Origin of the sequence: Corallococcus sp. AB038B (genome assembly GCF_003668955.1) — a bacterium.
Lineage (GTDB): Bacteria > Myxococcota > Myxococcia > Myxococcales > Myxococcaceae > Corallococcus > Corallococcus exiguus.
Genome location: NZ_RAWO01000003.1, coordinates 76,650 through 98,043 on the forward strand (window position 1 = coordinate 76,650; position 21,394 = coordinate 98,043).

18 protein-coding genes are annotated in these 21,394 nt (G+C 69.1%); 14 read left to right on the forward strand and 4 right to left on the reverse strand.

Features of this window, described 5'->3' with window-relative positions; all coding sequences use genetic code 11:
- The first annotated feature begins 37 nt into the window (after window positions 1-37).
- Together D7Y04_RS16630 and D7Y04_RS16635 are read left to right on the forward strand one after the other, a co-directional pair.
- Window positions 38-565, forward strand: coding sequence for a hypothetical protein (locus D7Y04_RS16630; RefSeq protein ID WP_120619842.1), 528 nt, complete (start codon window positions 38-40; stop codon window positions 563-565).
- Window positions 566-638: 73 nt separating this feature from the next.
- A complete protein-coding gene (locus D7Y04_RS16635) occupies window positions 639-1,109 on the forward strand; it encodes a nuclear transport factor 2 family protein (RefSeq protein WP_120597345.1) in 471 nt (156 codons plus the stop codon).
- Window positions 1,110-1,112: 3 nt separating this feature from the next.
- Here D7Y04_RS16635 and D7Y04_RS16640 read toward each other — a convergent pair whose 3' ends face one another.
- Window positions 1,113-2,081 (reverse strand): homoserine kinase, encoded by a 969-nt coding sequence (locus tag D7Y04_RS16640; protein ID WP_121759958.1) that lies wholly within the window; start codon window positions 2,079-2,081, stop codon window positions 1,113-1,115.
- Window positions 2,082-2,225: 144 nt separating this feature from the next.
- Here D7Y04_RS16640 and D7Y04_RS16645 point away from each other — a divergent pair, with 144 nt between their 5' ends.
- The gene (locus tag D7Y04_RS16645; protein WP_120597347.1) at window positions 2,226-3,833 is read left to right on the forward strand and encodes a tetratricopeptide repeat protein; all 1,608 of its coding nucleotides are present in this window, start codon (window positions 2,226-2,228) and stop codon (window positions 3,831-3,833) included.
- Here the strand turns inward: D7Y04_RS16645 and D7Y04_RS16650 are convergent.
- The 3 genes from D7Y04_RS16650 to D7Y04_RS16660 form a co-directional block, all read right to left on the reverse strand.
- The gene (locus D7Y04_RS16650) at window positions 3,830-4,321 is read right to left on the reverse strand and encodes a hypothetical protein (RefSeq protein ID WP_120597348.1); all 492 of its coding nucleotides are present in this window, start codon (window positions 4,319-4,321) and stop codon (window positions 3,830-3,832) included. The genes D7Y04_RS16645 and D7Y04_RS16650 overlap by 4 nt on opposite strands.
- Window position 4,322: 1 nt before the next feature.
- Window positions 4,323-5,660, reverse strand: a complete 1,338-nt coding sequence (locus D7Y04_RS16655) for a cyclic nucleotide-binding domain-containing protein (RefSeq protein WP_120580043.1) — start codon at window positions 5,658-5,660, stop codon at window positions 4,323-4,325.
- A gap of 106 nt (window positions 5,661-5,766) precedes the next feature.
- Entirely contained in the window at window positions 5,767-7,824 is a 2,058-nt protein-coding gene (locus D7Y04_RS16660) for an FHA domain-containing protein (RefSeq protein WP_121759959.1), read from the reverse strand.
- A gap of 177 nt (window positions 7,825-8,001) precedes the next feature.
- On the opposite strand from D7Y04_RS16660, the gene D7Y04_RS16665 reads away from it, so the two are divergent.
- The 11 genes from D7Y04_RS16665 (at window position 8,002) to D7Y04_RS16710 (ending at window position 21,390) form a co-directional block, all read left to right on the forward strand.
- Window positions 8,002-9,483 carry a TldD/PmbA family protein gene (locus D7Y04_RS16665; protein WP_121759960.1) on the forward strand — a complete coding sequence of 494 codons (1,482 nt, stop codon included), beginning with the start codon at window positions 8,002-8,004 and terminating at the stop codon, window positions 9,481-9,483.
- 8 nt (window positions 9,484-9,491) lie between these two features.
- Window positions 9,492-10,838 (forward strand): TldD/PmbA family protein, encoded by a 1,347-nt coding sequence (locus D7Y04_RS16670; RefSeq protein WP_121759961.1) that lies wholly within the window; start codon window positions 9,492-9,494, stop codon window positions 10,836-10,838.
- A 63-nt stretch (window positions 10,839-10,901) separates the two neighbouring features.
- Window positions 10,902-11,912 carry a ParB/RepB/Spo0J family partition protein gene (locus tag D7Y04_RS16675; RefSeq protein ID WP_121759962.1) on the forward strand — a complete coding sequence of 337 codons (1,011 nt, stop codon included), beginning with the start codon at window positions 10,902-10,904 and terminating at the stop codon, window positions 11,910-11,912.
- A gap of 45 nt (window positions 11,913-11,957) precedes the next feature.
- A complete protein-coding gene (locus D7Y04_RS16680; protein WP_121759963.1) occupies window positions 11,958-13,364 on the forward strand; it encodes a sigma-54 dependent transcriptional regulator in 1,407 nt (468 codons plus the stop codon).
- Window positions 13,365-13,564: 200 nt separating this feature from the next.
- Window positions 13,565-14,479: a type II secretion system protein GspC gene (gspC, locus tag D7Y04_RS16685; RefSeq protein WP_199749682.1), complete on the forward strand. Its 915-nt coding sequence runs from the start codon at window positions 13,565-13,567 to the stop codon at window positions 14,477-14,479.
- Window positions 14,480-14,507: 28 nt separating this feature from the next.
- Entirely contained in the window at window positions 14,508-17,117 is a 2,610-nt protein-coding gene (gspD, locus tag D7Y04_RS16690) for a type II secretion system secretin GspD (protein ID WP_121759965.1), read from the forward strand.
- A 5-nt stretch (window positions 17,118-17,122) separates the two neighbouring features.
- Complete coding sequence (gene gspE, locus D7Y04_RS16695; protein ID WP_120595272.1) at window positions 17,123-18,949, forward strand: type II secretion system ATPase GspE; 1,827 nt, start codon at window positions 17,123-17,125, stop codon at window positions 18,947-18,949.
- 6 nt (window positions 18,950-18,955) lie between these two features.
- Window positions 18,956-20,212, forward strand: coding sequence for a type II secretion system inner membrane protein GspF (gene gspF / locus D7Y04_RS16700; RefSeq protein ID WP_120595273.1), 1,257 nt, complete (start codon window positions 18,956-18,958; stop codon window positions 20,210-20,212).
- Between the two features lie 17 nt (window positions 20,213-20,229).
- Window positions 20,230-20,370 (forward strand): hypothetical protein, encoded by a 141-nt coding sequence (locus D7Y04_RS45130; protein ID WP_167548361.1) that lies wholly within the window; start codon window positions 20,230-20,232, stop codon window positions 20,368-20,370.
- Window positions 20,371-20,444: 74 nt separating this feature from the next.
- Window positions 20,445-20,864 (forward strand): type II secretion system major pseudopilin GspG, encoded by a 420-nt coding sequence (gene gspG, locus D7Y04_RS16705; RefSeq protein WP_120595274.1) that lies wholly within the window; start codon window positions 20,445-20,447, stop codon window positions 20,862-20,864.
- Window positions 20,865-20,922: 58 nt separating this feature from the next.
- Window positions 20,923-21,390, forward strand: a complete 468-nt coding sequence (locus D7Y04_RS16710; protein ID WP_121759966.1) for a type II secretion system protein GspG — start codon at window positions 20,923-20,925, stop codon at window positions 21,388-21,390.
- The last annotated feature ends 4 nt before the right edge of the window (window positions 21,391-21,394 follow it).

Genomic DNA, 21,394 nt, shown 5'->3' on the forward strand with positions numbered 1-21,394 from the left:
GAGACGACTCACGCATCGACGGAAAGGTGGATGGGGCATGCACTTCGAGAAGACGCAGTACATCCAGGGGACGGTGGACGAAGTGGAGCGCGCGCTGCTGGACGAGCGCTACTTTCCGTATCTCCTCCAGCACCACGGCGTGCTGCTGGAGCTGCAGCCCCAGGAGGTGCGCGTCGACGGTGACCGCGTGCACCGCAAGGTGCGCTACCGCCCCAAGCCCGTCATCTCCTCCGTAGGCCCCAAGAAGGTGTCGCCGGAGTGGTTCGCCTTCATCGAGACGTCCACCTACGACAAGCGCACCAAGCAGCTCACGTTCACCAACACGCCCACGTCCCACACCATCTCCAAGATGCTGGTGAACACGGGCGTGCTGAAGCTGCGCGACCTGGGCAATGGCCAGACGGAGCGCAAGATGGAGGGCGAGCTGTCGCTCAAGGTGCCCTTCCTGCTCAAGCCGGTGGCGATGATTGCCGAGCCGCTCATCAAGACGGAGGGCCTCAAGATCCTCGACGGCGAGCTGCCCGTGCTCAACCGCTTCATCGCTGAAGTCATCCGCGCCAAATAGTCAAAGCGCACGGAGGGCGGCGGGGCCGGGGAATGGGTTGACACAAATGCGGTTGAACCCATAAGGCCCCGCCATGCACAACCGCTTCCTCGCCCTCTGCGCCGTCTTCTTCCTGGCCGCATGCGCCCCGAAGCGCATCCCCGGCACCGAGCTGGAAGACACCGGTGAAACCCGCGCCATCCTCTCCGTGATGGAGAAGTATCGCGCCGCCCTGGAGGCCCGCGACGCGAAAGCCATCCAGGCGCTGGTGTCCCCGAAGTTCCGCGACGACGGCGGCACCCCGGACGACCCGTCGGACGACCTCACCGCCGTCAACCTCGAGTCCCACCTCCGGTCCCTCTTCCAGAAGCTGCAGAACCCCAAGGTGGACTTCAACATCCGCCGCGTGGAGTTCCGCGAGGACGACGTCGCGCTCGCCATCTACTACTGGAACGCGTCCTGGCGCATGCCCGGCCTCAACGCCCGGCCCCAGTCGGACTCGGAGCTGGAGCAGATGGTGTTCCAGAAGGTCGGCGGCGACTGGAAGATCCTCTCCGGCATCTAGCAGTCAGACGCCCACGAGCGCCTTCAACCCGTCCGGGCCCATGTCATTCAGGGCCCGCGCGCGGGACAGGTAGGTGCGGAAGTCCTTGGGCGCGAGCTTGTCCGCGCCCAGCGGGGACAGGTGGTAGTCGCGGATGCGGCTGGTGGTGAAGCGCACCGCGCCGTAGAGGGCGTGGCCGTACAGCGCCCGCTTCTCCACGTCCGACAGCGGCCGCGCGTCCTGGTAGCCGCGCAGCAGCGCCTGGCACCGCTCCGGCTGGTACGCCCCCTCGAAGCACCACGCGTTGAGGGTGACGGCCACGTCCAGCGCGTACGCATCCACGCACGCCATCTCGAAGTCGAAGAAGGCGCCCACGCGGTCGCCCAGCCACTTCACGTTGTCCAGGAAGAGGTCCGCGTGAATGACGCCCCGGGGCTCCAGTCCCTGGCGCTCGGCTTCCACGCGCGCAAGGTACCGCTCCAGCTCCGCCGCCACCGAGACGAGCTCCGGCTCCGGCCGCTGGGACAGGCCTTCCAGCCAGCCCTTCACCACGCCGGGGCCGTAGGGGTTCGCGCGCGTGCCCCCGAAGGACTGCGTCACCCGGTGCAGCTTGCCCAGCTCGGCGCCCAGGCGCTCCAGCACCTCCGGCGTGAGGCGTTCGCGGGTGTACTCCTCGCCGGCCAGCCACTTGAAGACGCTGATCCGCCCGCCGTGCAGCTCCAGGAAGGGCGTGGGCCCCGGAGGCACCAGCAGCACCGGCGCGGGGAAGTGCGCTTGGGACAGGTGATCCAACAGGGACGCCTCGAAGCGCAGGTCGTCCGGCGAGCGCACCGTCGTGTGGCGCACGAAGACGCGGCCTGAGTCCGTCTCCAGCCGGTGGTTGGTGTTGATGGAGCCCTGGGGAATCGGCGTGATGGAGCGCACCGCCCCCAGGCCCCAGACTTCCGCCACGTGGGTGAAGGCCTCGGGGGGAAGTGTCGTGTAGACGGCCATGACGTGCCTCCGGGGCGTGCCGCCCCCGCGTGCGTGCTGCCCCCACCCGTTGACACCCCAGGGGGCCGGACCTATCTGTCCATGCCCGTCCTACTTCGCATAACTGTCTGAAAATCTTCAATCTTTGCGCGTGAGGCCACCCCCATGGAAACGTCGGGCCGCGGTGACTGGAAGCGTCGCGAGGGACTGGGCAGCGCCCTGGCCCAGATTGGCGCCGTCGCCGCGCTGCTCGCCGCGGGTGTCGCCTGGTACGTGCACCAGGGGCAGGTGCGCCAGGAAGTGGACGCCCACCTGCGCACGGCGCGCTCCGCCGTGCTGAAGGGCAACCCCAGCGACCTGGCCATGGCGCAGCAGAACCTGGAGGCCCTCTTCGCGCTCGCGCCGGACTCGCGCGACGCGCGGGCGCTGGCCGCGGACCTCCAGGCGGAGCTGTGGCTCACCCACCACCAGCCCGGCGCGGAAGCGAAGGCGCGCGAACAGTTGGAGCGCGCGGAGACGCTGGGCTCGCGCTCCGGTGAGCGCTACGGCGCCCGGGCGCTGCTGCTCGTGGGCTCGGGGCAGACGGCGGAGGCGCACAAGCTGCTGGAGGAGCTCAAGTCCCAGGGCGCCAACAGCCCCCGGCTGACGCTGGCCCAGGCGCGGCTGCTGCAGAAGGAGGGGCACCTCTCGGAGGCCCGCCAGGCCTTCGCGCGCGCGGCGGAAGGGGCCTGGAAGGATCCGCGCTTCTCCGTGGCCTACGGTGAAGCGCTGCTCGACGAGGGGATGTTCCCCCAGGCCGTGGAGGCCTTCTCGCGCGCCACCACCGCGAACCCGGACCACCTGCTGTCGCGGGTGACGTCCGCCCTGGCGCAGCTGTACGCGGGGCGGCCTCCGGACGGTGTGACGGCGTTGCTGGAGGAGGTGCGCTCGCGCGGCAAGGAGCTGACGCCCGCGCTCCAGGCCCGCATGGCGGTGGCCCAGGCGGAGGTCGCGCTGGCGAAGGGCTCCCCGGACGAGGCGCTCACCCACGTGGACGCGGCGCTCAAGGCCTGGCCGGACGAGCACTACGCCCTCTTCACCCGGGGCCGTGCGCTCGCGGTGAAGCGCGCCCCGGACGCCCGCCAGGCCTTCGAGGCGGCGGCGGCCAAGCGGCCCACCGCGCCGCTCCTGACGCTGGAGGGCGCGCGGCTGCTCCAGGCCCAGGGCGACGGAGAAGGCGCGCTGGCCATGCTGGACGCCTACGAGAAGACCTTCCGCGAGGTGAAGGTGCGGACCGCGGACGGCAAGGAGCTGCCCGCGTTGGACCGGGACGACCGGTACTGGCTCACGCGCGGCGGTGTGATGGAGGCGGCCGGACGTCAGGACGACGCGCTCGCGGCCTACGACAAGGCGCTCTCGGCGCGCGGCGTGGGGCTGGCGCGGGCGCAGTACGCCAAGGGCGCGCTGCTGCTCGCACGCAAGGACTTCGACGGCGCGAAGTCGCTGCTCACCGCCGTGGCTCCGGAGACGGGCGCGGGCAGCATGCCGGAGGCGTACGCGGCGCTGGGCGAGCTGCTCTTCGCCCAGGGCGAGTTCGCCTCCGGGTGCCAGCAGCACTACTTCTCACTCGTGCGCGCCCGCGCCCAGGGCGCGCCCGTGGAGCAGCTGGCCACGCGCGCCAACGACATCAAGAAGCGCCTGGAGACCAGCGGCCAGCCCGCCATGGCCAAGGCCTGGCTCACGGAGGCAGGGCCGCTCTTCCAGCAGCAGTCCCCCGAAGCGGTGACGCGCTAGAGCAGCTCCGAGGGGTCCAACTGGCGCTGCTTCGCCTTCACCACGCGCCACTCGCCATCCTCTTCCTTCTCGAAGGTGCCCTCGATGGCGTAGGCGTTGAGGACGCTGTCCTTCGCCAGGTCCTCCAGCTTGTCCGCCTCCGAGCGGCCGAAGATGAAGCGCGCCTGGAAGTCACCCTGCGTGGGCGACACTTCGTGCACGTCGATGTCGGTGGTGAAGATGCGGACCCACTGGCCCCGCAGCACCTGCGCGGCCAGGATGCCGCGCACGTCCTGCTTGCTCCAGCCGTCCTTCGTCTTGAAGCGCTCGGACACGCCCTCCATCACCCCGCCCACGTCCTTCTCCTCCGCCGAGCGCGTCATCGCGATGATGCGCCGGGTGACGGCGTCCTTCACGCCCGGCTCCTCGCGCGGCCAGAGGAACAACACGAGCGCCGCGGCGATCACCGCCGCCATGCCGCTCACCACCCGGGTTCGAGTCAGCACCATCTCAGGCGGCCCCGGTCTCCGGCTCCAGCATCATGTCGTCCGCGTCGATGATTTCGAGCGGGCGCAGCGCTTCGCCAATCTGCTTCAAGCGGCGGTCGGACAGCTGCTCCAGGTACGTGCGGATGTTGGGGAAGGACGTCACCAGCTCCTGGAAGGCCTCGCGCTTGAGCCACCCCGCCGCCGTCTTGCGCGTCACGGACACCGTGGCCGTGGCCCTCAGGCCCGTGAGCAGTGAAATCTCTCCCGCCACGTCGCCCTCGCGCAGCACGCCCAGCGTCACCATGCCGCCCGCCGGGTCCTCCTTCTGCACCGTCAGCTCGCCGGCCAGCACCAGGAAGAGGCCCTGGGAGTACTCGCCCTCCACCAGGACCCTCTCGCCGGGCTGCAGCGCGCGGAAGGTGAAGCGCTGGAAGAACGCGCCCCGCTCCGACTCCGGCAGCTGCTGGAACAGGGGCGAGTTCGCCATCAGGTTGCGCATCATGCGCTGCTGCGCGAAGTCCGCCAGCAGTTGCGGCACCGCCGGGTGGCTCTTCGCCACCGCGTTGAGGTGCTCGCGGCGGATTTCGAAGACCTCCGAGTCCGACACCGCCGTCACCGACGCGGTGGGAGGCGCGCCCGTGAGCAGCGCCAGCTCCCCGAAGATGGAGCCGCCGCCCAGGAAGCCCAGCGTGCGGTCCTCGCCGTCCGTCCGGCGCGTCACCTCCGCCTTGCCGGCGACGATGACGTGCAGGTGGTCATCCGGCTCGCCCTCGCGGCTGATGACCTCCTCCGGCTTGATGGTGCGCCACACCATGCGCCCCACCAGGTCCAGGAACGCGTCCCGGTCCAGGTCCGCGAACAGCGGCAGGGGCGGACGGCTCTGCGGATCCGCGGTGCCGCCGGTGTCCGGCGCGGCCAGCACTTCAATGGCGCGGTTGGACAGCTCCTCGCCCACCAGGCCCATCAGGTCCGTGTCCACCTTGCCGTCGTACAGGTGCTCCGGCGGCAGCGGCGGCGGCACGGCGGCGCGGCCCGGGGCGCTGCGCGCGGCGCGCGAGTGCACGCGGTAGAGCGTCTCCTTCAGGCGGCGCTCGTTCGGCGACAGCTCCAGGGCCAGCTTGCACGCGGCCATGGCGCTCAAGAGGTAGTCGCGGCGCAGCAGCCCCTCCGCGCACGCGTGGTACGCGGTGACGGCGCGCTCGCGCTCACCCAGCTCCGCCAGACACCGGGACGCCAGCATGCGCGAGCGGTGGTCCGCGGGCACGCGGCGAACGGCCTCCGCGAAGACGGCGAGGGCGCGCTCGAACTGGCGCTCCTCGAACAGGTCCATGCCCAGCTCACGCAACGACGACTCGTTCATCCGGTGTCTCCAGACCGCGCACGACGACAGGTGTGACAGGGATACATGAAAAGAGGCCGCCCACCCTCATCCCACGGGCGGCGGCCCCTTGACGAAAAGCTACGCGCTACGAACCGCCGGCCTTCTGCAGGTCGCTCAGCGCCATCTCCGCCTTGCGCTTCACGTCCGCGCCCTCCGCGGAGGACTCGATGACGATCTTGAACTGCTCCGTCGCCAGGGCGGGGTCGCGGTCGCGCGAGATGTACGCCGACAGGTACAGCTCCTCCACCTTCTTCTGCAGCTCGTCCAGGCCGTCGCGGGCGCGCGAGTCACCCGGGTTGAGGCGCAGTGCCTCTCGGAAGCTGCGGCCCGCCAGCGGGAACTCCTTGCGCTTGAAGGCCGCCTGCCCCGCCGCCACCGACGCGGAGGCCAGCTCGTTGTCCAGCGTGTCGCCCAGCGAGCCCGCGAAGCCAATCTGCCGGTACACCTCCACCGCGCGGCGCAGCGGCTTCACGGAGGCCTCCAGCGAGTTGTTCTCGTACTTCTTCTGGCCCTCTTCGAAGGCGGAGCGGAACTGGGGGATGAGCTTCTTCAGGTTGCGCGCGCGGGCCTGGATGTCCGCCTCGCTCCGGTACTTGTCCATCACCCGGTCCACCTCCAGCGACGCGCGCTGGAAGTCCCCGCCGTTGAAGCGGCGCTCCACGTCCTGGAAGGCCTCCGCCACGAACTCCGCGCGGCGCTGCTTGGCGTTCTCCGCCGCCACCGCCTGCCGGACACCCGCCTGCCGCGCGGCCTGCTGCGCCTCCTTGGCCAGCTGGTTCACCAGGTCCGTGAGCTTCTCCTCGTAGAGCGAACGCGTGCCCTGCGGCAGCTCCGCGATGAGGGTGCGCGCGTCGTCCGGACGGCGCTCCGTCAGCGCGGCCTCCACGAGGCTCAGCGTGTACGCCTGCTCCTTGGCGTCCAGCTCCTCCTCCAGCTTCTTGCGCACCTCGTCCGTGCGCGCCGTGCCCTGCGGCGTGCCGGTCAGCTTCGCGCGCGCGTCCGGGTAGCGGTTCTCCGCCATCAGGTCCCGGGTCGCCTGGAAGGCGTCCATGATGTCCTGGAGCTGCTGGGCCGCCTTGGCCACGCCGTCCACGTCGATGCCCACGCGCAGCTTCTCCGCCTCCTGGGCGAAGCGCACCGCGTCCGGGTAGTCGCCGTCGCGCACCTTGTCGCGAGCGCGCTGCATCAGCTCCTGCGCGCGCGCCTGGCTGGGGTCCACCACCGGCTTGGGCGGCGGCTTGTTCCCGCCGGACATGGCCAGGCCGGCGATCAGCATCAGGAGCACCAGGCCACCCACCGCCGCGCCCACCTTCATCTTGAAGGTGATCTTGAAGCCCTCGCGCGCCGTCGAACGCACCGGACGCGGACGGGGCACGCCCGTCTTGCGCGCCTTCTCGTCGCGCATCAGGTCCGCGATCTTGTAGTTCGCGTTGGTCTTCTCATCCAGGCGCGGGTCCTTCTTCTCCTCCCTCTTTTCCTCCTTCTTCTCATCCGACTCGCCGGACTCGGCCTTGGCGCGCATCTCCTTGATGAGCTCGCCCTCGTCCACGAAGCGCAGGCGCGTCTTGCCCACGGAGATTTCGTCCCCGTGCTTCAGGATGCACTCGTCGACCTTCTGGTCATTCACCTGGGTGCCGGAGATGCCGCCCAGATCGCGCATCACCACGCCGCTCTCGCCGTAGACGAGCTCCAGGTGACGCCGGGACACCGTCTGGTCGCCCAGGGCGAAGTCGCAGTCCTTGCTGCGCCCCACCACCATGCGCACGCCCTTGAAGCGCTTCTTGCGTCCCTTGTCCGGGCCGTCCAGCACCAGCATCAGCACCGGGGGGCCGGCGCGCGTCGTCTCGGAGTTGTCCTCCTCCTCGGCGGGCTCCTCCGCCTCCGGACGCACGTCGTCAATGGAGGCCACGCGCGTCTCGCCCGTGCGCGAGCGAACGGGCTCCGCGTCGCCGTACAGCTCCGGGTCTCCTCCGTCCTGGCTGTCTTCGCCGGAGAGTGGCGCGGACCAGTCTTCATCCGGCACGGCGGAGACGCGGCGGGAGCCGCCCCCCGCGGGAGCTTTGGGTCGGCGGTCCGCCGTCGCGCCTCCGGCCGAACGGCCGGTGCCCGAACGCGATGACGGTGATGGACGGCGAGGAGGCATGGATGGGTCCAGGTTGAAGCGGCGATCATCTTAGAGCGCCCACCGCACGGTGGGAATGCGCTCCCAGCGTTCCTTTCAGGGAAGACAGGCTCAATCCGGTTCGTTGGCCCGCACGGCATCCCGTCTCCGATGTAGGTTTCCTCTATTCCCGCTTCCTCAAGAGCCCCGAGCCCCTCCATGCCCCGAGCCCTCGCGTCCTCCCGGCGCGCCCGTCCCGCCCAGCTCGCCCCCCCGGCCGCGAGGCAGTCGGCCGCTTCCCCGCTCCTGCCCCCCGGTCTCCTGGAACGTCTGCTGGCGGAAGCCATGGGCCGGGGCGCGGACTTCGCGGAGGTGTACGTGGAGCGCACGTCCACGACCGCCGTGGTGCTGGAGGAGCAGCGCATCCGCAGCGCGCAGGTGGGCCTGGTCCAGGGAGTGGGCGTGCGGGTCATCGCCGGGGCCAAGGTGGGCTACGCCTACTCCGACGACTGGGACGAGACCGCGCTCGTCCGCGCCGCGCGCACCGCCGCGATGATTGCCCAGGGCGGCGGCTCCGAGCGCGCCTACCCCGTCAAGCGCGTGCCGGTGCCCAGTCATTACCGCGTGGGTCAGCCGCTGGAGGACGTGGCGGTGGCGCGCAAGACGGCGCTCCTCACCCGCGCGGACACGGCGGCCCGCGCCTTCGATTCGCGCATCCAACAGGTGAACGCGTCCTACGTGGATCAAACCAAGCGCATCGCCGTGGCCAACACCACCGGCCGCTTCAGCGAGGACACGCAGGACCAGTCCCGCATGAGCGTGCACGTGGTGGCGCTGGGAAAGAACGGCGAGCGGCGCACGGGCATGTACGGCAGCGGCGGCCGGGTGTCCTTCAGCTACTGGGACGGAGTGACGCCGGAGTCCGTGGCGGAGGAGGCCGCGCGCCAGGCCATCGCCACGCTGGGCGCGGTGGACTGCGTGGCGGGGCCGCAGACGGTGGTGCTGGCGCCGGGCTGGAGCGGCATCCTCCTGCACGAAGCCGTGGGCCACGGCCTGGAGGCGGACTTCATCCGCAAGGGCACGTCGCTGTTCGCGGGCAAGCTGGGGGAGAAGGTGGCCTCGGAGCTGGTGACGGTCATCGACGATGGCACGGTGTCCAGCGCGCGCGGCTCCATCAACATCGACGACGAGGGCGTGCCCGGTGAGCGCAAGGTCCTCATCGAGAACGGCGTCCTCAAGGGCTATCTCTATGATCAGCTCAACGCGAAGCTGATGAACCAGCGCTCCACGGGCAGCGGCCGGCGGGAGTCGTTCAAGAGCCTGCCCCTGCCGCGCATGACGAACACCTTCCTGGCGCCCGGAGACCACGCGCCGGAGGACATCCTCAAGGAGGTGAAGCGCGGGCTGTACTGCGCCACCTTCGGCGGAGGACAGGTGGACATCAGCAACGGCAACTTCGTCTTCGAGGTCAGCGAGGCCTACCAGATTGAAGACGGCAAGCTGGGCCGCCCGGTGAAGAACGCCATCCTGATTGGCGTGGGGCCGGAGGCGCTGAAGAACATCAGCCGCGTGGGCTGCGACCCGATGCCGGACCCCGGCATGGGCGTCTGCGTGAAGGACGGGCAGATGATGCCCGTGGGGGTGGGCCTGCCCACCGTGCGCATCGACAACGTCACCGTGGGCGGAACGAAGGTCGGCTGAGGACAACCGTGAACTACGAACAGCTCGCGAAGAAGGTCGTTCAGCGCGCCGTGAAGAAAGGCGCGAAGCAGGCGGAGGCGTATCTGGAGGTGGGCCGCCAGAGCAGCGTGCGCGTCCGCGAAGGGCAGATTGAGGACCTCACGGAGGCCACCAGCAAGGGCCTGGGCATCCGGGTCATCGTGAAGGACCGGCTGGGGTTCGCGTACACGTCCGACTTCACGCCCGCGGGTCTGGAGCGCGTGGTGGACCTGGCCGTGCAACTGGCGGAGGCCGCCGCGCCCAACAAGCTCAACGGCCTGCCCGGCGCGAAGGACCTGGGCAAGCGCGGGGACACCGGCATCCTCTTCGACCCCAAGGTCGCGAACCTGCCCGGGGACTGGAAGATCAACGCCGCGCTGGAGGCGGAGCGCGCGGGCCGGGCCCAGGACGCGCGCGTCGTCACCTTCGACTCCGTGTCCGCAGGCGACTTCGTGGCGGAGGTGTACCTCGCGTCCAGTGAGGGCACGTCCGGCGGCTACTCCGGCACGTACGTGTACCTGGTCGCGGTGCCGGTGGCGTCTCAGAACGGACAGCTCCAGACGGGCTACTGGCTGGACTACAAGCGCTTCCTGGACGACCTGGAGTCGCCCGAGTCCATCGGCCGCGAGGCCACGAAGCGCGCCGTGCGCATGCTGGGCGCGAAGCCGGTGAAGACGCAGCAGGTGCCGGTGGTGTTCGACCCGCTGGTGGCCGCGAGCTTCGTGGGCAACCTGTCCCAGGCCGCCAACGGCAACGCCGTGTACCAGCAGTCCAGCGTGCTCGCGCCCCACCTGGGCAAGCGGCTCGCGGGCAAGCACGTCACGCTGGTGGATGACGGCCTGTTGCCCCGGGGCCTGGCCACCGCGCCGTTCGATGGCGAAGGCGTCCCCACGCGCCGCACGCCCATCCTGGATCAGGGAGTGCTGTCCGCCTTCCTCTACGACGCCTTCACCGCGCGCAAGGCGAAGGCGCGCACCACGGGCAACGCGTCGCGCGGCTACAGCGCGCTGCCGGGCATCGGCACCACCAACCTCTACCTGGAGAAGGGCACCAAGACGCCGGAGGAGCTGATCCGCGAAGTGCCCCAGGGCCTCTACGTCACCGCCCTGCTGGGCCACGGCGCGGATCCGGTGTCCGGGGACATGTCCTGCGGGGCCAACGGCCTTTGGATCGAGAACGGTGAGCTGACCCACCCGGTGCAGGAGGTGACTGTCGCGGGCCACCTCCTCCAGATGTTGAAGGACGTGGACGCGGTGGGCAGCGACCTCCAGTTCCGGGGCGGCAGCGTGGGCGCGCCCACTGTCCGCTTCCGACAGCTCACCGTGTCGGGCGCGTAGCCAGCCCGGCCCGGTCGCCTACGCTCGCGGACCTCCTCCCCCAACGATACGAGGTCCGTGCGCATGGCCGCGAAGTCCGCTCGCAAGTCCGCCCCCGCGAAGTCGAAGTCGGCCACCCCTCGCAAGCCGCGCCGCAAGAAGGCCGAACCGAAGTCGCGGGGCCTGAGCGCGGCCGAAGTCGCGAGCGAGGCCGTGGCCTTCCCCGACGCCCTCCTCCAGGCCGTGCGCGAGGACGGCGGTCAGGTGCTGTCCGTCTACCGCGACCCGCTGGGCGGACACCCCGTCGTCTTCGCCGTGCTCCCCATCGACAAGGTGGAGCCCACGCCCTACCAGCGCGACCTGTCCGAGCCCCACGTCAAACGACTCGCCACGGCCATGGAGCGCCTGGACCGCTTCCTCGACCCCGTCATCGCGGTGCGCATGAACGGCCGCTACTGGACGCCCAACGGCAACCACCGCCTCAACGCCAGCAAGCTGCTGGGCGCGAAGTCCATCGTCGCGCTGCTCCTGCCGGACGAGGACGTGGCCTACCAAATCCTCGCCCTCAACACGGAGAAGGCCCACAACCTGAAGGAGCGCTCGCTGGAGGTCATCCGCATGGCGCGGGGCCTCGTCGGCGCGAACCGCCAGGGCAAGGAGTCCGCCTTCTCCCACCTCTTCGAGGAGCCCTCCTTCCTCACCCTGGGCGCCGCCTACGAGAAGCGCCCCCGCTTCTCCGCGGGCGCCTACCACCCCTTCGTCAAGGTGGTGGACGGCTTCCAGGACGTGCCGCTGGCACAGGCCCTGGCCGTGCGCGACGCCCAGGCGGACCAGCTGCTGGAGCTGGACGACGCGGTGGTCGCCGTCGTCAACGCCCTCAAGGAGCGCGGCCTCCAGAGCCCCTACCTCAAGAACTTCGTCGTCGCCCGGCTCAACTTCCTGCGCTTTCGCAAGGACGGCCCAGCTCCCACCTTCGAAACCACCGTGCGCCGCATGCTGACCAGCGCCCTGCGCTTCAACGTGGACAAGGTGCGCCGCGAGGACATTGGCCGCATGGGCGGCGGCCCCATGGAACCGGACGAAGAGCAGGCCTGATGGGAATGGAGATTGCAGGGCAGTGTTGAGAGGCCCCGCACTCCCATGACATCTCCCACGGTCCTGGTCGTCGACGACGACCGCGCCAACCTCGATTCCGTCGCCCGCATCTTCCAGCGGGAAGGCTTCGCCACGTTGTCCGCCGCGCAAGGCACGGAGGCGCTGGAGATGCTCCGGCGCCCCGAGGTCAGCGTCATGGTCACCGACCTGATGATGCCCGGCATGGACGGCCAGGAACTGCTCAAGGCCAGCCGCGCCATCCGCCCGGACGTGGAGGTGGTGCTGATGACCGCCTACGGCACGGTGGAGACGGCCGTGGCCGCCATGAAGGACGGCGCCTACGACTTCATCACCAAGCCCCTCAAGCGCCACGCCCTGGTGAAGGCCGTGCAGAAGGCGCTGGAGAAGCAGGCCCTCGTCCAGGAGAACACCTCCCTCAAGGCGAAGCTCGCGGAGATCAACCCCGCGGGCGGGCGCGCCATGGTGGGCCAGTCCCCCGCCTTCCGAGCCATGCTGGACACCATCCGCCAGGCGGCGCCCTCCACCGCGACGGTGCTCTTGCTGGGCGAATCCGGCACCGGCAAGGAGCTGGCCGCCAGAGCGCTGCATGAGCACTCCGCCCGGGCGAAGCAGTCCTTCATCGCCGTCAACTGCGGCGCCATTCCAGAGAGCATCCTGGAGGCGGAGCTCTTCGGCGTGGAGCGCGGCGCGTACACCGGCGCCGTCACCCGCCGCGAGGGCCGCTTCGAGCGCGCCAGCGGAGGCACCCTCTTCCTGGACGAGGTGGGCGAGATGCCTCTCTCCGCGCAGGTGAAGCTCTTGCGCGTGCTCCAGGAGGGAGAGCTGGAGCGGCTGGGCGGCACGCAGACGGTGAAGGTGGACGTGCGGCTGGTCGCCGCCACCAACAAGGACCTGCAGAAGGAGGTCGCCGAAGGGCGCTTCCGCGAGGACCTCTACTACCGCCTGCACGTGGTGGAGATCCGCGTGCCCGCGCTCGCGTCGCGCCGCGAGGACATCCCGCTCCTGGCGGAGGCCTTCCTGCGCCGCTTCTCCGCGAAGAACGGCAAGGTGCTGCGCGGCTTCTCCCCGGACGCCCTGAGCGTGCTGGAGAACTACGCGTGGCCCGGCAACGTGCGTGAGTTGGAGCACGCCGTGGAGCGCGCCGTGGTGCTGGCCCGCACGGACGTGCTGGAAGCCAGCGACCTGCCGGAGTCCGTGCGCAAGGGGCCCCTGGGCTCCGCCGGACAGCTGGTCATCCCCATCGGGACGCCCATGGAGGAGATTGAAAGGCGCGTCATCCACGAGACCCTGCGCCACACCCGCGGGGACAAGACGCTCGCCGCCCGCCTGCTGGGCATCGCCGCGCGCACCATCTACCGCAAGCTCGAGCGCGAGCAGGGCGGCCCGGACGCGCCTCCAGTCCCCCCCTCCCCTCCCACCAACGCGGACTGACAGGCCGTCACACCGGCCCCCGCCCGCTTTTGACAATTTGTCCGGACGTCCTGTCCCGGCTGTCCCCTTGGTCGGGGGCCCGTCCTATTCCGAAATAATTTCAAGGACTTGGCCGTAAGTCGTGGGTTTGACGCCCGCCCAGCGATGGCACCTGCCTTGCTCAAGGTCCCATCTGGGGCTGGCTTTCTCCCGGAAGCGTGATGGAACTCTTCTTTCGCAAGTACTTCTGGAGCGTGAACCTGTTGTTCATCCTGCTCGTCGCCCTGCTGGCGGCGCGCACGGTGAACCTGTTCGTCGAATCCTCCATCTCCCCCGCGCCCGCGTCCGAGGCTCCCGCCCGCGTCGCGCAGCGCACCCACGCCGCGGACAGCGGCCTTGCCACCATCGACGCGGAGCGCCTGTCGCGGCTCACCGGCGTGAAGCTCCCCGCGGAAGAGGTCGCGGTGAAGGAGCCGACCACGAGGCCGGATTTCGACGCCAACGCCCCGCCAGCCAAGAGCGGCCTGCGCGTGAAGCTGCTGGGCACGCTCGTCGCGGGCAACCCGGACTGGTCCTTCGCGTCCATCCAGGACATGAACACGCAGCGTTCGCAGACCTACATGATCGGCAACGACCTGATGGGCGCCACCGTCATGGAGATCGAACGCGAGCGCGTGATCATCAACAACAACGGCCGCCGCGAGTTCATCGACGGGCAGCCCGGTGACGGCGCCGTCGCCGCCTACACCCCGCCGCCCGTGGCCCCCACCGCCACCCCGACCAACAACCTGGGCAACGGCATCAAGTCCACGGGTGAGAACGAGTACGAAGTCCCCAAGGCCGAAATCGACAAGACGTTGAGCAACCTCAACGACGTGGCGATGCAGGCGCGCATCGTGCCGGCCTTCAAGGACGGCCAGGCGGTGGGCTTCAAGCTGTTCTCCATCCGCCCGGACAGCATCTATTCGAAGATCGGCGTCCAGAACGGTGACGTCATCCGCCGCATCAACGGCTTCGACATGAACAGCCCTGAGAAGGCGCTGGAGATCTACTCGAAGCTGAAGGACTCCTCCCGTATCGAGATCGAGATCGAGCGCAACGGCGCGCCGATCCGCAAATCCTACAACGTCCGTTAAACACCCCCGTCAAAGCGCCCGCTCCTCCATGAAGACGACGCTCCCGTCCTGGATGCTCTGCCTGTGCCTCGCGCTCTCCGTTCCCGCGTGGGCCCAGCGCCGTCCTACACAGCCCGGTACCCCGGCCCCGGCCCCCGCTCGCGAGGCCCAGGGTGAACGCGACCGAACCATCACCCCGCAGGGCGGAGCCAGCGCCGCGCCCGCCGAGAACCAGGGCCCCCGCCAGACGCCCACGTGCGAGCAGGCCCGGCGCAACGCGCGCTACGGCATCTACTTCGACAAGGTGGACATCGAGAAGCTCGTCCAGACCGTGTCGGACGCCACCTGCCGCACGTTCATCCTCCCTGAGAACGTGCGCGGGAAGATCTCCATCATCGGTCCGGAGAACGGCCGCGTGGAGGTGGACGCGGACTCGTTCTACTCCGCGTTCCTCGCCGCGCTCGACGCGAACGGCCTGGCCGTCTACCCGTACGGCCGCTTCCTGAAGATCGTCGACAAGCGCTCGGCGAAGCAGAACCCCATCCCGACCATCGTGGACGAGGACACCCCGTACACGACGAACGAGCAGATGGTCACCAAGCTGTTCAAGATCAAGTACGTGGAGGTGGAGCCGCTGCGCGGCGTCCTCCAGCAGCTCGTGTCCAAGGACGGCGACACCATCCCGTACCCGCCGGACACCATCATCATCAACGACGTGGGCTCCAACATCCACCGCCTGGAGCGCCTGATCAATCAGCTGGACAGCCGCTCCTCCAGCGACGAGATGCGCATCATCCAGGTGCAGTACGCCACCGCGCAGGACGTGGCCAACACCATCCAGAAGCTCTTTGAAGCCAAGGCCGGCGCGGGCGGCCGCGCGGGCCAGCGCCCCGGCAACTTCACGCAGGGCCAGCCGGGCCAGCCTCCTCCCGGCGCGGAAGGTGTCACCGGCGGCACGGAGTCGGGCGGCGCCGTCACGCTGTCGCAGATCATCCCGGACGAGCGCACCAACAAGCTCATCATCGTGGCCAGCCCCGCCGCCTTCGGCCGCATCCAGGACCTGGTGCGCGAGGTGGACATCCCGTCCGGCAGCGGCAACAAGATCAACGTCTACCCGCTGGAGAACGCCAACTCGGAAGAGCTGGCCAGCACGCTCCAGTCGCTCGCGCAGGGCACCGCCAACCGCCCCCAGCGCGCCCCCATCCCCAACGTGCCGCAGGGCCTGCCGCGCGCGCCCGCCCAGGCCGCGGAGCTGTTCAGCGGCGAGGTGAAGATTTCCGCGGACAAGGGCACCAACTCGCTGGTCATCGTCGCCAGCCAGGGGGACTACAAGAACATCGTCCAGATCATCCAGCAGCTGGATCAGCCGCGCCGCCAGGTGTTCGTGGAGGCGGTGATCATGGAAGTGAACCTGGACCGCAACAGCGAGTTCGGCATCAACTTCCACCAGGGCTTCAGCCTCAAGACGGATGACGGCGCCATCCCCGGCATCCTGGGCACCAACTACTCCGGCGGCGGCGTGCCCCCGTCCTTCTCCCTTGCGAACCTGGCCGGCATGGGCGGCTTCCTCGCCGGCATCCAGGGCCCCGTCCTGCCCGGGCTCAAGAACCTGGGCATCGACATCCCGGCCTTCGGCGTGGTGCTCAACGCCATGCAGCAGTCGTCCGACGTGAACGTGCTGTCCACGCCGCACCTGCTCACCAGCGACAACGAGGAGGCCGAAATCACGGTGGGCCAGAACGTGCCCTTCCAGTCCGGCTTCACCCCGTCCGCGCTGGGCAGCTCGCTCGGCGGCACGGGCACCGGCACCAACGGCGTGCAGGCCTCGCTCCTGGGTTCGCTGGGCGGCCTGGGGTCGCTGTACGCACCCATCACGCGCCAGAACGTGGAGCTCAAGCTCACCGTCAAGCCTCAGATCAACGAGAGCGACTTCATCCGCCTCGTCATCACGGAGCAGACGGAAGAGATCGCCTCCACGGACCCCGTCCTCGGCCCCACGACGTCCAAGCGCAGCGCGAAGACGACGGTCATCGCCAAGGACATGGAGACGGTGGTGATTGGCGGCATCATGCAGGACCGCACGCTGGAGTCCGTCTCCAAGGTGCCGGTGCTGGGTGACATCCCCCTGCTGGGCCACCTGTTCCGCGACACCACGCGCCGCAAGACGAAGACGAACCTGCTGCTCTTCCTCACGCCCTACATCATCCGCGGCCAGGAGGACTTCCGTCGCATCTTCGAGCGCAAGATGAAGGAGCGGCAGCAGTTCGTGGAGCAGTTCTACGGCCAGGTCCCCGGCTATGACGTCGCGGTGGACTTCAGCCGCAAGCCCGGTCCCCTGTCGCGCATGAACCAGTCCGTCATCAAGGAAGAGCAGCGGGTGGAGAATGGCGGCAGCGGCACGACCAACGAGCGGGTCATCCGCCCGGCTGGCTCCCCGGCTCCCGGCGGCGCGCCGTCCCCCGCGCGGCCGGGCGGGGAAGCGCCTGCTCCGCAAGAAGGTGCCGCACCCGCCCCCGAGGGCGACCAGGCACCACGAAATTTAGAGGCGCCTCCGGAGGGTTCGGAGAGATCAGTCCCCGCGCCACAGCCCGAGGTGATCGCGCCCAGCCCGGACGCGGACGCCGAGCGGCTGCGCATCCAGCCGGGAGACGGGGAGTAACAGCCATGGACCTGACCGCCGACACCACCACCTCTCAAGGCTCCACCGCGACGCCCGACGTGTCCGGCGGCCGCAATGACGCCACCCAGGTCGTGGGCCATGGGCTCGCGTACCTCTGTGGCCGGCCCATCGGGGAGATCCTCCGCGCGCTCGTGCCCGCCCTCACCCCGGAGAAGATTCAAGAGGCGCTCGCCACCCAGCAGGAGAAGGGCGGGCGGCTGGGTGAAGTCCTGGTGGGCATGAAGGCGGTCAGCGAAGAGGACGTCGCTCGCGCCCTGGGCCACCAGCTGGACCTGCCCTACCTCCAGCGCATCTTCGCGGAGGAGGTGGACGCGGACCTGGTCAAGCGCATCCCCATCAACTTCGCCCGCCAGACGCAGCTGCTCCCGCTCTCCGTGGAGGGGGACGAAGTGGTGCTCGCGGTGGCGGATCCGCTGGACACGACGGCGTTGGACCATGCGCGCCTGCTGCTGGGCCAGGGCATCCAGCCGCGCATCGCGCTCGCCTCCACCATCGTGGACACCATCAACAGCGTGTACGACCGCTCCGTCAACGAGGCGGAAGCGCTCGTGGACGAGATGGAGACCACGGAGGACCTGGACTCGCTGGCGCACGAGCTGGAGGAGCCCAAGGACCTGCTGGACGCGGACGATGAAGCGCCCGTCATCCGGCTGGTGAACTCCGTGCTCTTCCGCGCCGCCAAGGAGCGCGCGAGCGACATCCACATCGAGCCCATGGAGCGCGAGCTCCTGGTGCGCTTCCGCATCGACGGCGTGCTCCAGGAGGTCATCAAGCCGCCCAAGCGCTACCAGAACTCCATCATCGCGCGCGTGAAGGTGATGGGGCAGCTCAACATCGCGGAGAAGCGCCTGCCGCAGGACGGCCGCATCCGCATCAAGCTCGCGGGCCGCGACATCGACATCCGTCTGTCCACCACGCCCACGTCCTTCGGCGAGCGCATCGTCATGCGTCTGCTCGACAAGACGGCGACGCTGCTGGACCTGGCGGAGATCGGCATGAGCCCGCAGGTGCTGGGCAACATGCAGGCCGTCATCAAGCGCTCGCACGGCATCGTCCTGGTGACGGGCCCCACGGGCTCCGGAAAGACGACGACGCTCTACGGCGCGCTCTCCAAGATCAACACCTCCGACCTCAACATCCTCACCGTCGAGGACCCGGTCGAGTACCAGCTCAAGGGCATTGGCCAGATGGCCATCGCCCCGAAGATTGGCCTCACGTTCGCGCAGGGCCTGCGCTCCTTCCTCCGCCAGGACCCCGACGTCATCATGGTCGGTGAGATTCGCGACAAGGAGACGGCGGAGATCGCCATCCAGGCGTCCCTCACGGGCCACCTGGTGCTCTCCACGGTGCACACCAACGACGCGGCCGGCGCCGTGACGCGACTCGTGGACATGGGCGTGCAGCCCTTCCTCGTGGCGTCGTCGCTCACCGGCATCCTCGCCCAGCGCCTCGTGCGCCGCGTGTGCCCGGACTGCCGGCAGGCCTACACGCCCACGGACGAGGACCTGAAGGAGCTGGGCTTCACGCTCGCCAGCTTCAAGGCGAAGTTCAACACGGACCGCATCTACCGCGCGACGGGTTGCCCGTCCTGCAACCGCAACGGCTACCGCGGCCGCTCCGGCATCTACGAGTTCCTCTTCGTGGACGACGACGTGCGCCAGCTGGTGCTCAAGAACGTGGACGCATCCACCATCAAGAAGTCCGCCCTGGCCAAGGGCATGACGACGCTGCTGGACGACGGCGTGCGGAAGATCGCCCTGGGCGAGACGACCATCGCCGAAGTGCTGAGCATCACGCAGGAGGACATCTAGTCCGCCATGCCCGTCTTCGAATACAGAGGCCTTGATTCCCACGGCAAGCAGAGGAAGGGCTTGCTGGAGGCGGACTCGCCCAAGACGCTGCGCTCCAAGCTGCGCGCCGACGGCATCTTCCTGACCGACGTGCTCGGGCAGGCGGAGGGAAGCCGCGCGGGCGTGTCCAAGGGCGCCAACGCGTCGCTCGTGGCGCGCGACGTGGACCTTCGCAAGCTGGCCAGCGGCCGGGTCAGCACCGAGGACGTCGCCATCCTCACCCGCCAGCTCGCGACCCTGCTGGGCGCGGGCGTCACCATCGTGGACTCGCTCAACGCGCTGGTGGACCAGGCGGAGAAGGAGCGCCTCAAGCGCGCCCTCTCCGACATCAAGCAGCGCGTGAACGAAGGCTCGTCCCTGGCGGACGCGTTCAGCCAGCACCCCAAGATCTTCCCCAGCATCTACATCAACATGGTGCGCGCGGGTGAGGCCTCCGGCGCGCTGGACACCGTGCTGCTGCGCCTGGCGGACTTCACGGAGAACCAGGCCAAGCTGCAGCAGAAGATCATCGGCACCATGCTCTACCCCGCCATCATGATGCTGGTGGGCGGCGGCATCCTGGTGCTGCTGATGGTGTTCGTCGTCCCGAAGGTCACGAAGATCTTCGAGACGATGAAGGCCACGCTGCCCCTGAACACGCGCATCCTCATCGCCGCGTCCAACTTCATGCAGGCGTGGTGGTTCCTGGTGATTCCGGCCATGGTGGCGGGCTTCATCTTCTTCATGCGCTGGACGAAGAGCCCCAAGGGCAAGCCCAAGTGGGACCGCTTCACGCTCAAGGCGCCCATCTTCGGCAGCCTGGTGCGCCTGCTGGCCATCTCCCGCTTCGCGCGCACGCTGTCCACGCTGCTCAAGAGCGGCGTGCCCATGCTGGCCGCGCTGGACATCGTCAAGGCGGTGATGACGAACTCGGTGCTGGCGGACGCGGTGGAGAACGCCCGCGAGTCCATCCGCGAGGGCGAAAGCATCGCCACGCCCCTCAAGCGGTCCGGCCAGTTCCCGCCGCTCGTGTACCACATGGTCGCCATCGGTGAGAAATCAGGGCAGCTGGAGGACATGCTGCTGTCGGTGGCGGACTCCTATGAGACGCAGGTGAACGTGCGCATCGGCGCGCTCACCAGCCTCCTGGAGCCCATGCTCATCGTGGTGATGGGCGTGATGATTGCATTCGTAGCGCTCTCCATCCTGATGCCGATTCTGCAGGTGAACACGGCCATCCATTAGGTGGAGGGAGCCTCGCGATGAACGACACGCTCGACCGATGGATCCAGCGCGCCACGCTGACGGGGCTTCTGGCCCTGGCCGCCACGCTGGCGACGGTGGGGGCCACCCTCTACGTCCACCGCGACCCGCCCGCCGCCTCCAGCGCGGGCACGCCCTGAATCAACGCCTCTGACATCCCGACACACCCATTGCGCGGTGGCTTGCCAGAAAGTCACCCGAAGGTGAGGACGACATGACGACGACGAACGCGAAGAAGCAGCAGCGCCGCAAGAACCGCGGCATGACCCTCATCGAGATCATGGTGGTCATCACCATCCTCGGGCTCATCGCGGCGGCGGTGGGCGTGGCCGTCATCCCGAAGCTGGAAGAGGCCAAGCAGGACACCGCGAAGCTGGACATCCGCAACATCCAGAGCGCGATGAAGCTCTACTACACGAAGAAGGGCTCCTACCCGGACACCGCCACGGGCCTCAAGGCGCTGGTGGACACCAACAACCTGGAGCGCATGCCGCTGGACCCCTGGGGCCGCGAGTACGTGTACATGAACGAGGGCGGCAAGCCGGTCATCAGCAGCTACGGTGCCGACGGCAACCCGGGCGGCGAGGGCTCCGACGCCGACATCTCCTCCAAGGACCAGAACGCCCGGCAGTAACGGGCGTTTTCCTGAAGCAAAGCCGCGCCTCCCGCGTGTTGTCGTAGGAATGCCCGTGATGACTCCCGAGCACACTTCCTCCCCGACGTCCGCGCGCGAGGCGCGAGCCGTTTCCAGCGGTCAGGCTCGCGCCCGCTCGCAGCGGACGGGCCGCCTGCTGCTGCTGGGCGTCTTCGCTCTCGCCACCCTGCTCGCGTTCACGCTGGTGTGGGTCACCGAGGACAACTCGCTCACGCCCACCCAGCGACAGGCGCGCGAGCAGATCCGCCGGCTGGAGGGCTTCTTCAAGGCCTACCACCGGCTGATGGGCTCCTTCCCCACGCAGGCGGAAGGCTTCGCGCCGCTCATCGCCTCCAAGGTGCTGGACAGCACGCCGCTCGACCCGTGGGGCCACCCGTACGTCTACCGCATGGAGGGCAAGTCGGGTGCCGTGCTGTCGCTGGGCTCGGACGGCAAGCCCGGTGGCAAGGGCGAGGCCGCGGACCTCTTCAGCGGCGGCATCGTGGCACAGGAGGTGCAGCCTTGAAGCC

What these genes read in the sequence shown, in the direction of transcription:
- gspE (WP_120595272.1), top strand. Translation starts at nt 17,123, where the DNA reads ATGGACCTGACCGCCGACACCACCACCTCTCAAGGCTCCACCGCGACG.
- D7Y04_RS16635 (WP_120597345.1), top strand. Translation starts at nt 639, where the DNA reads ATGCACAACCGCTTCCTCGCCCTCTGCGCCGTCTTCTTCCTGGCCGCA.
- gspD (WP_121759965.1), top strand. Translation starts at nt 14,508, where the DNA reads ATGAAGACGACGCTCCCGTCCTGGATGCTCTGCCTGTGCCTCGCGCTC.
- D7Y04_RS45130 (WP_167548361.1), top strand. Translation starts at nt 20,230, where the DNA reads ATGAACGACACGCTCGACCGATGGATCCAGCGCGCCACGCTGACGGGG.
- gspC (WP_199749682.1), top strand. Translation starts at nt 13,565, where the DNA reads ATGGAACTCTTCTTTCGCAAGTACTTCTGGAGCGTGAACCTGTTGTTC.
- D7Y04_RS16645 (WP_120597347.1), top strand. Translation starts at nt 2,226, where the DNA reads ATGGAAACGTCGGGCCGCGGTGACTGGAAGCGTCGCGAGGGACTGGGC.
- D7Y04_RS16660 (WP_121759959.1), bottom strand. Translation starts at nt 7,824, where the DNA reads ATGCCTCCTCGCCGTCCATCACCGTCATCGCGTTCGGGCACCGGCCGT.
- gspG (WP_120595274.1), top strand. Translation starts at nt 20,445, where the DNA reads ATGACGACGACGAACGCGAAGAAGCAGCAGCGCCGCAAGAACCGCGGC.
- D7Y04_RS16665 (WP_121759960.1), top strand. Translation starts at nt 8,002, where the DNA reads ATGCCCCGAGCCCTCGCGTCCTCCCGGCGCGCCCGTCCCGCCCAGCTC.
- gspF (WP_120595273.1), top strand. Translation starts at nt 18,956, where the DNA reads ATGCCCGTCTTCGAATACAGAGGCCTTGATTCCCACGGCAAGCAGAGG.
- D7Y04_RS16675 (WP_121759962.1), top strand. Translation starts at nt 10,902, where the DNA reads ATGGCCGCGAAGTCCGCTCGCAAGTCCGCCCCCGCGAAGTCGAAGTCG.
- D7Y04_RS16710 (WP_121759966.1), top strand. Translation starts at nt 20,923, where the DNA reads ATGACTCCCGAGCACACTTCCTCCCCGACGTCCGCGCGCGAGGCGCGA.
- D7Y04_RS16680 (WP_121759963.1), top strand. Translation starts at nt 11,958, where the DNA reads ATGACATCTCCCACGGTCCTGGTCGTCGACGACGACCGCGCCAACCTC.
- D7Y04_RS16630 (WP_120619842.1), top strand. Translation starts at nt 38, where the DNA reads ATGCACTTCGAGAAGACGCAGTACATCCAGGGGACGGTGGACGAAGTG.
- D7Y04_RS16655 (WP_120580043.1), bottom strand. Translation starts at nt 5,660, where the DNA reads ATGAACGAGTCGTCGTTGCGTGAGCTGGGCATGGACCTGTTCGAGGAG.
- D7Y04_RS16640 (WP_121759958.1), bottom strand. Translation starts at nt 2,081, where the DNA reads ATGGCCGTCTACACGACACTTCCCCCCGAGGCCTTCACCCACGTGGCG.
- D7Y04_RS16650 (WP_120597348.1), bottom strand. Translation starts at nt 4,321, where the DNA reads ATGGTGCTGACTCGAACCCGGGTGGTGAGCGGCATGGCGGCGGTGATC.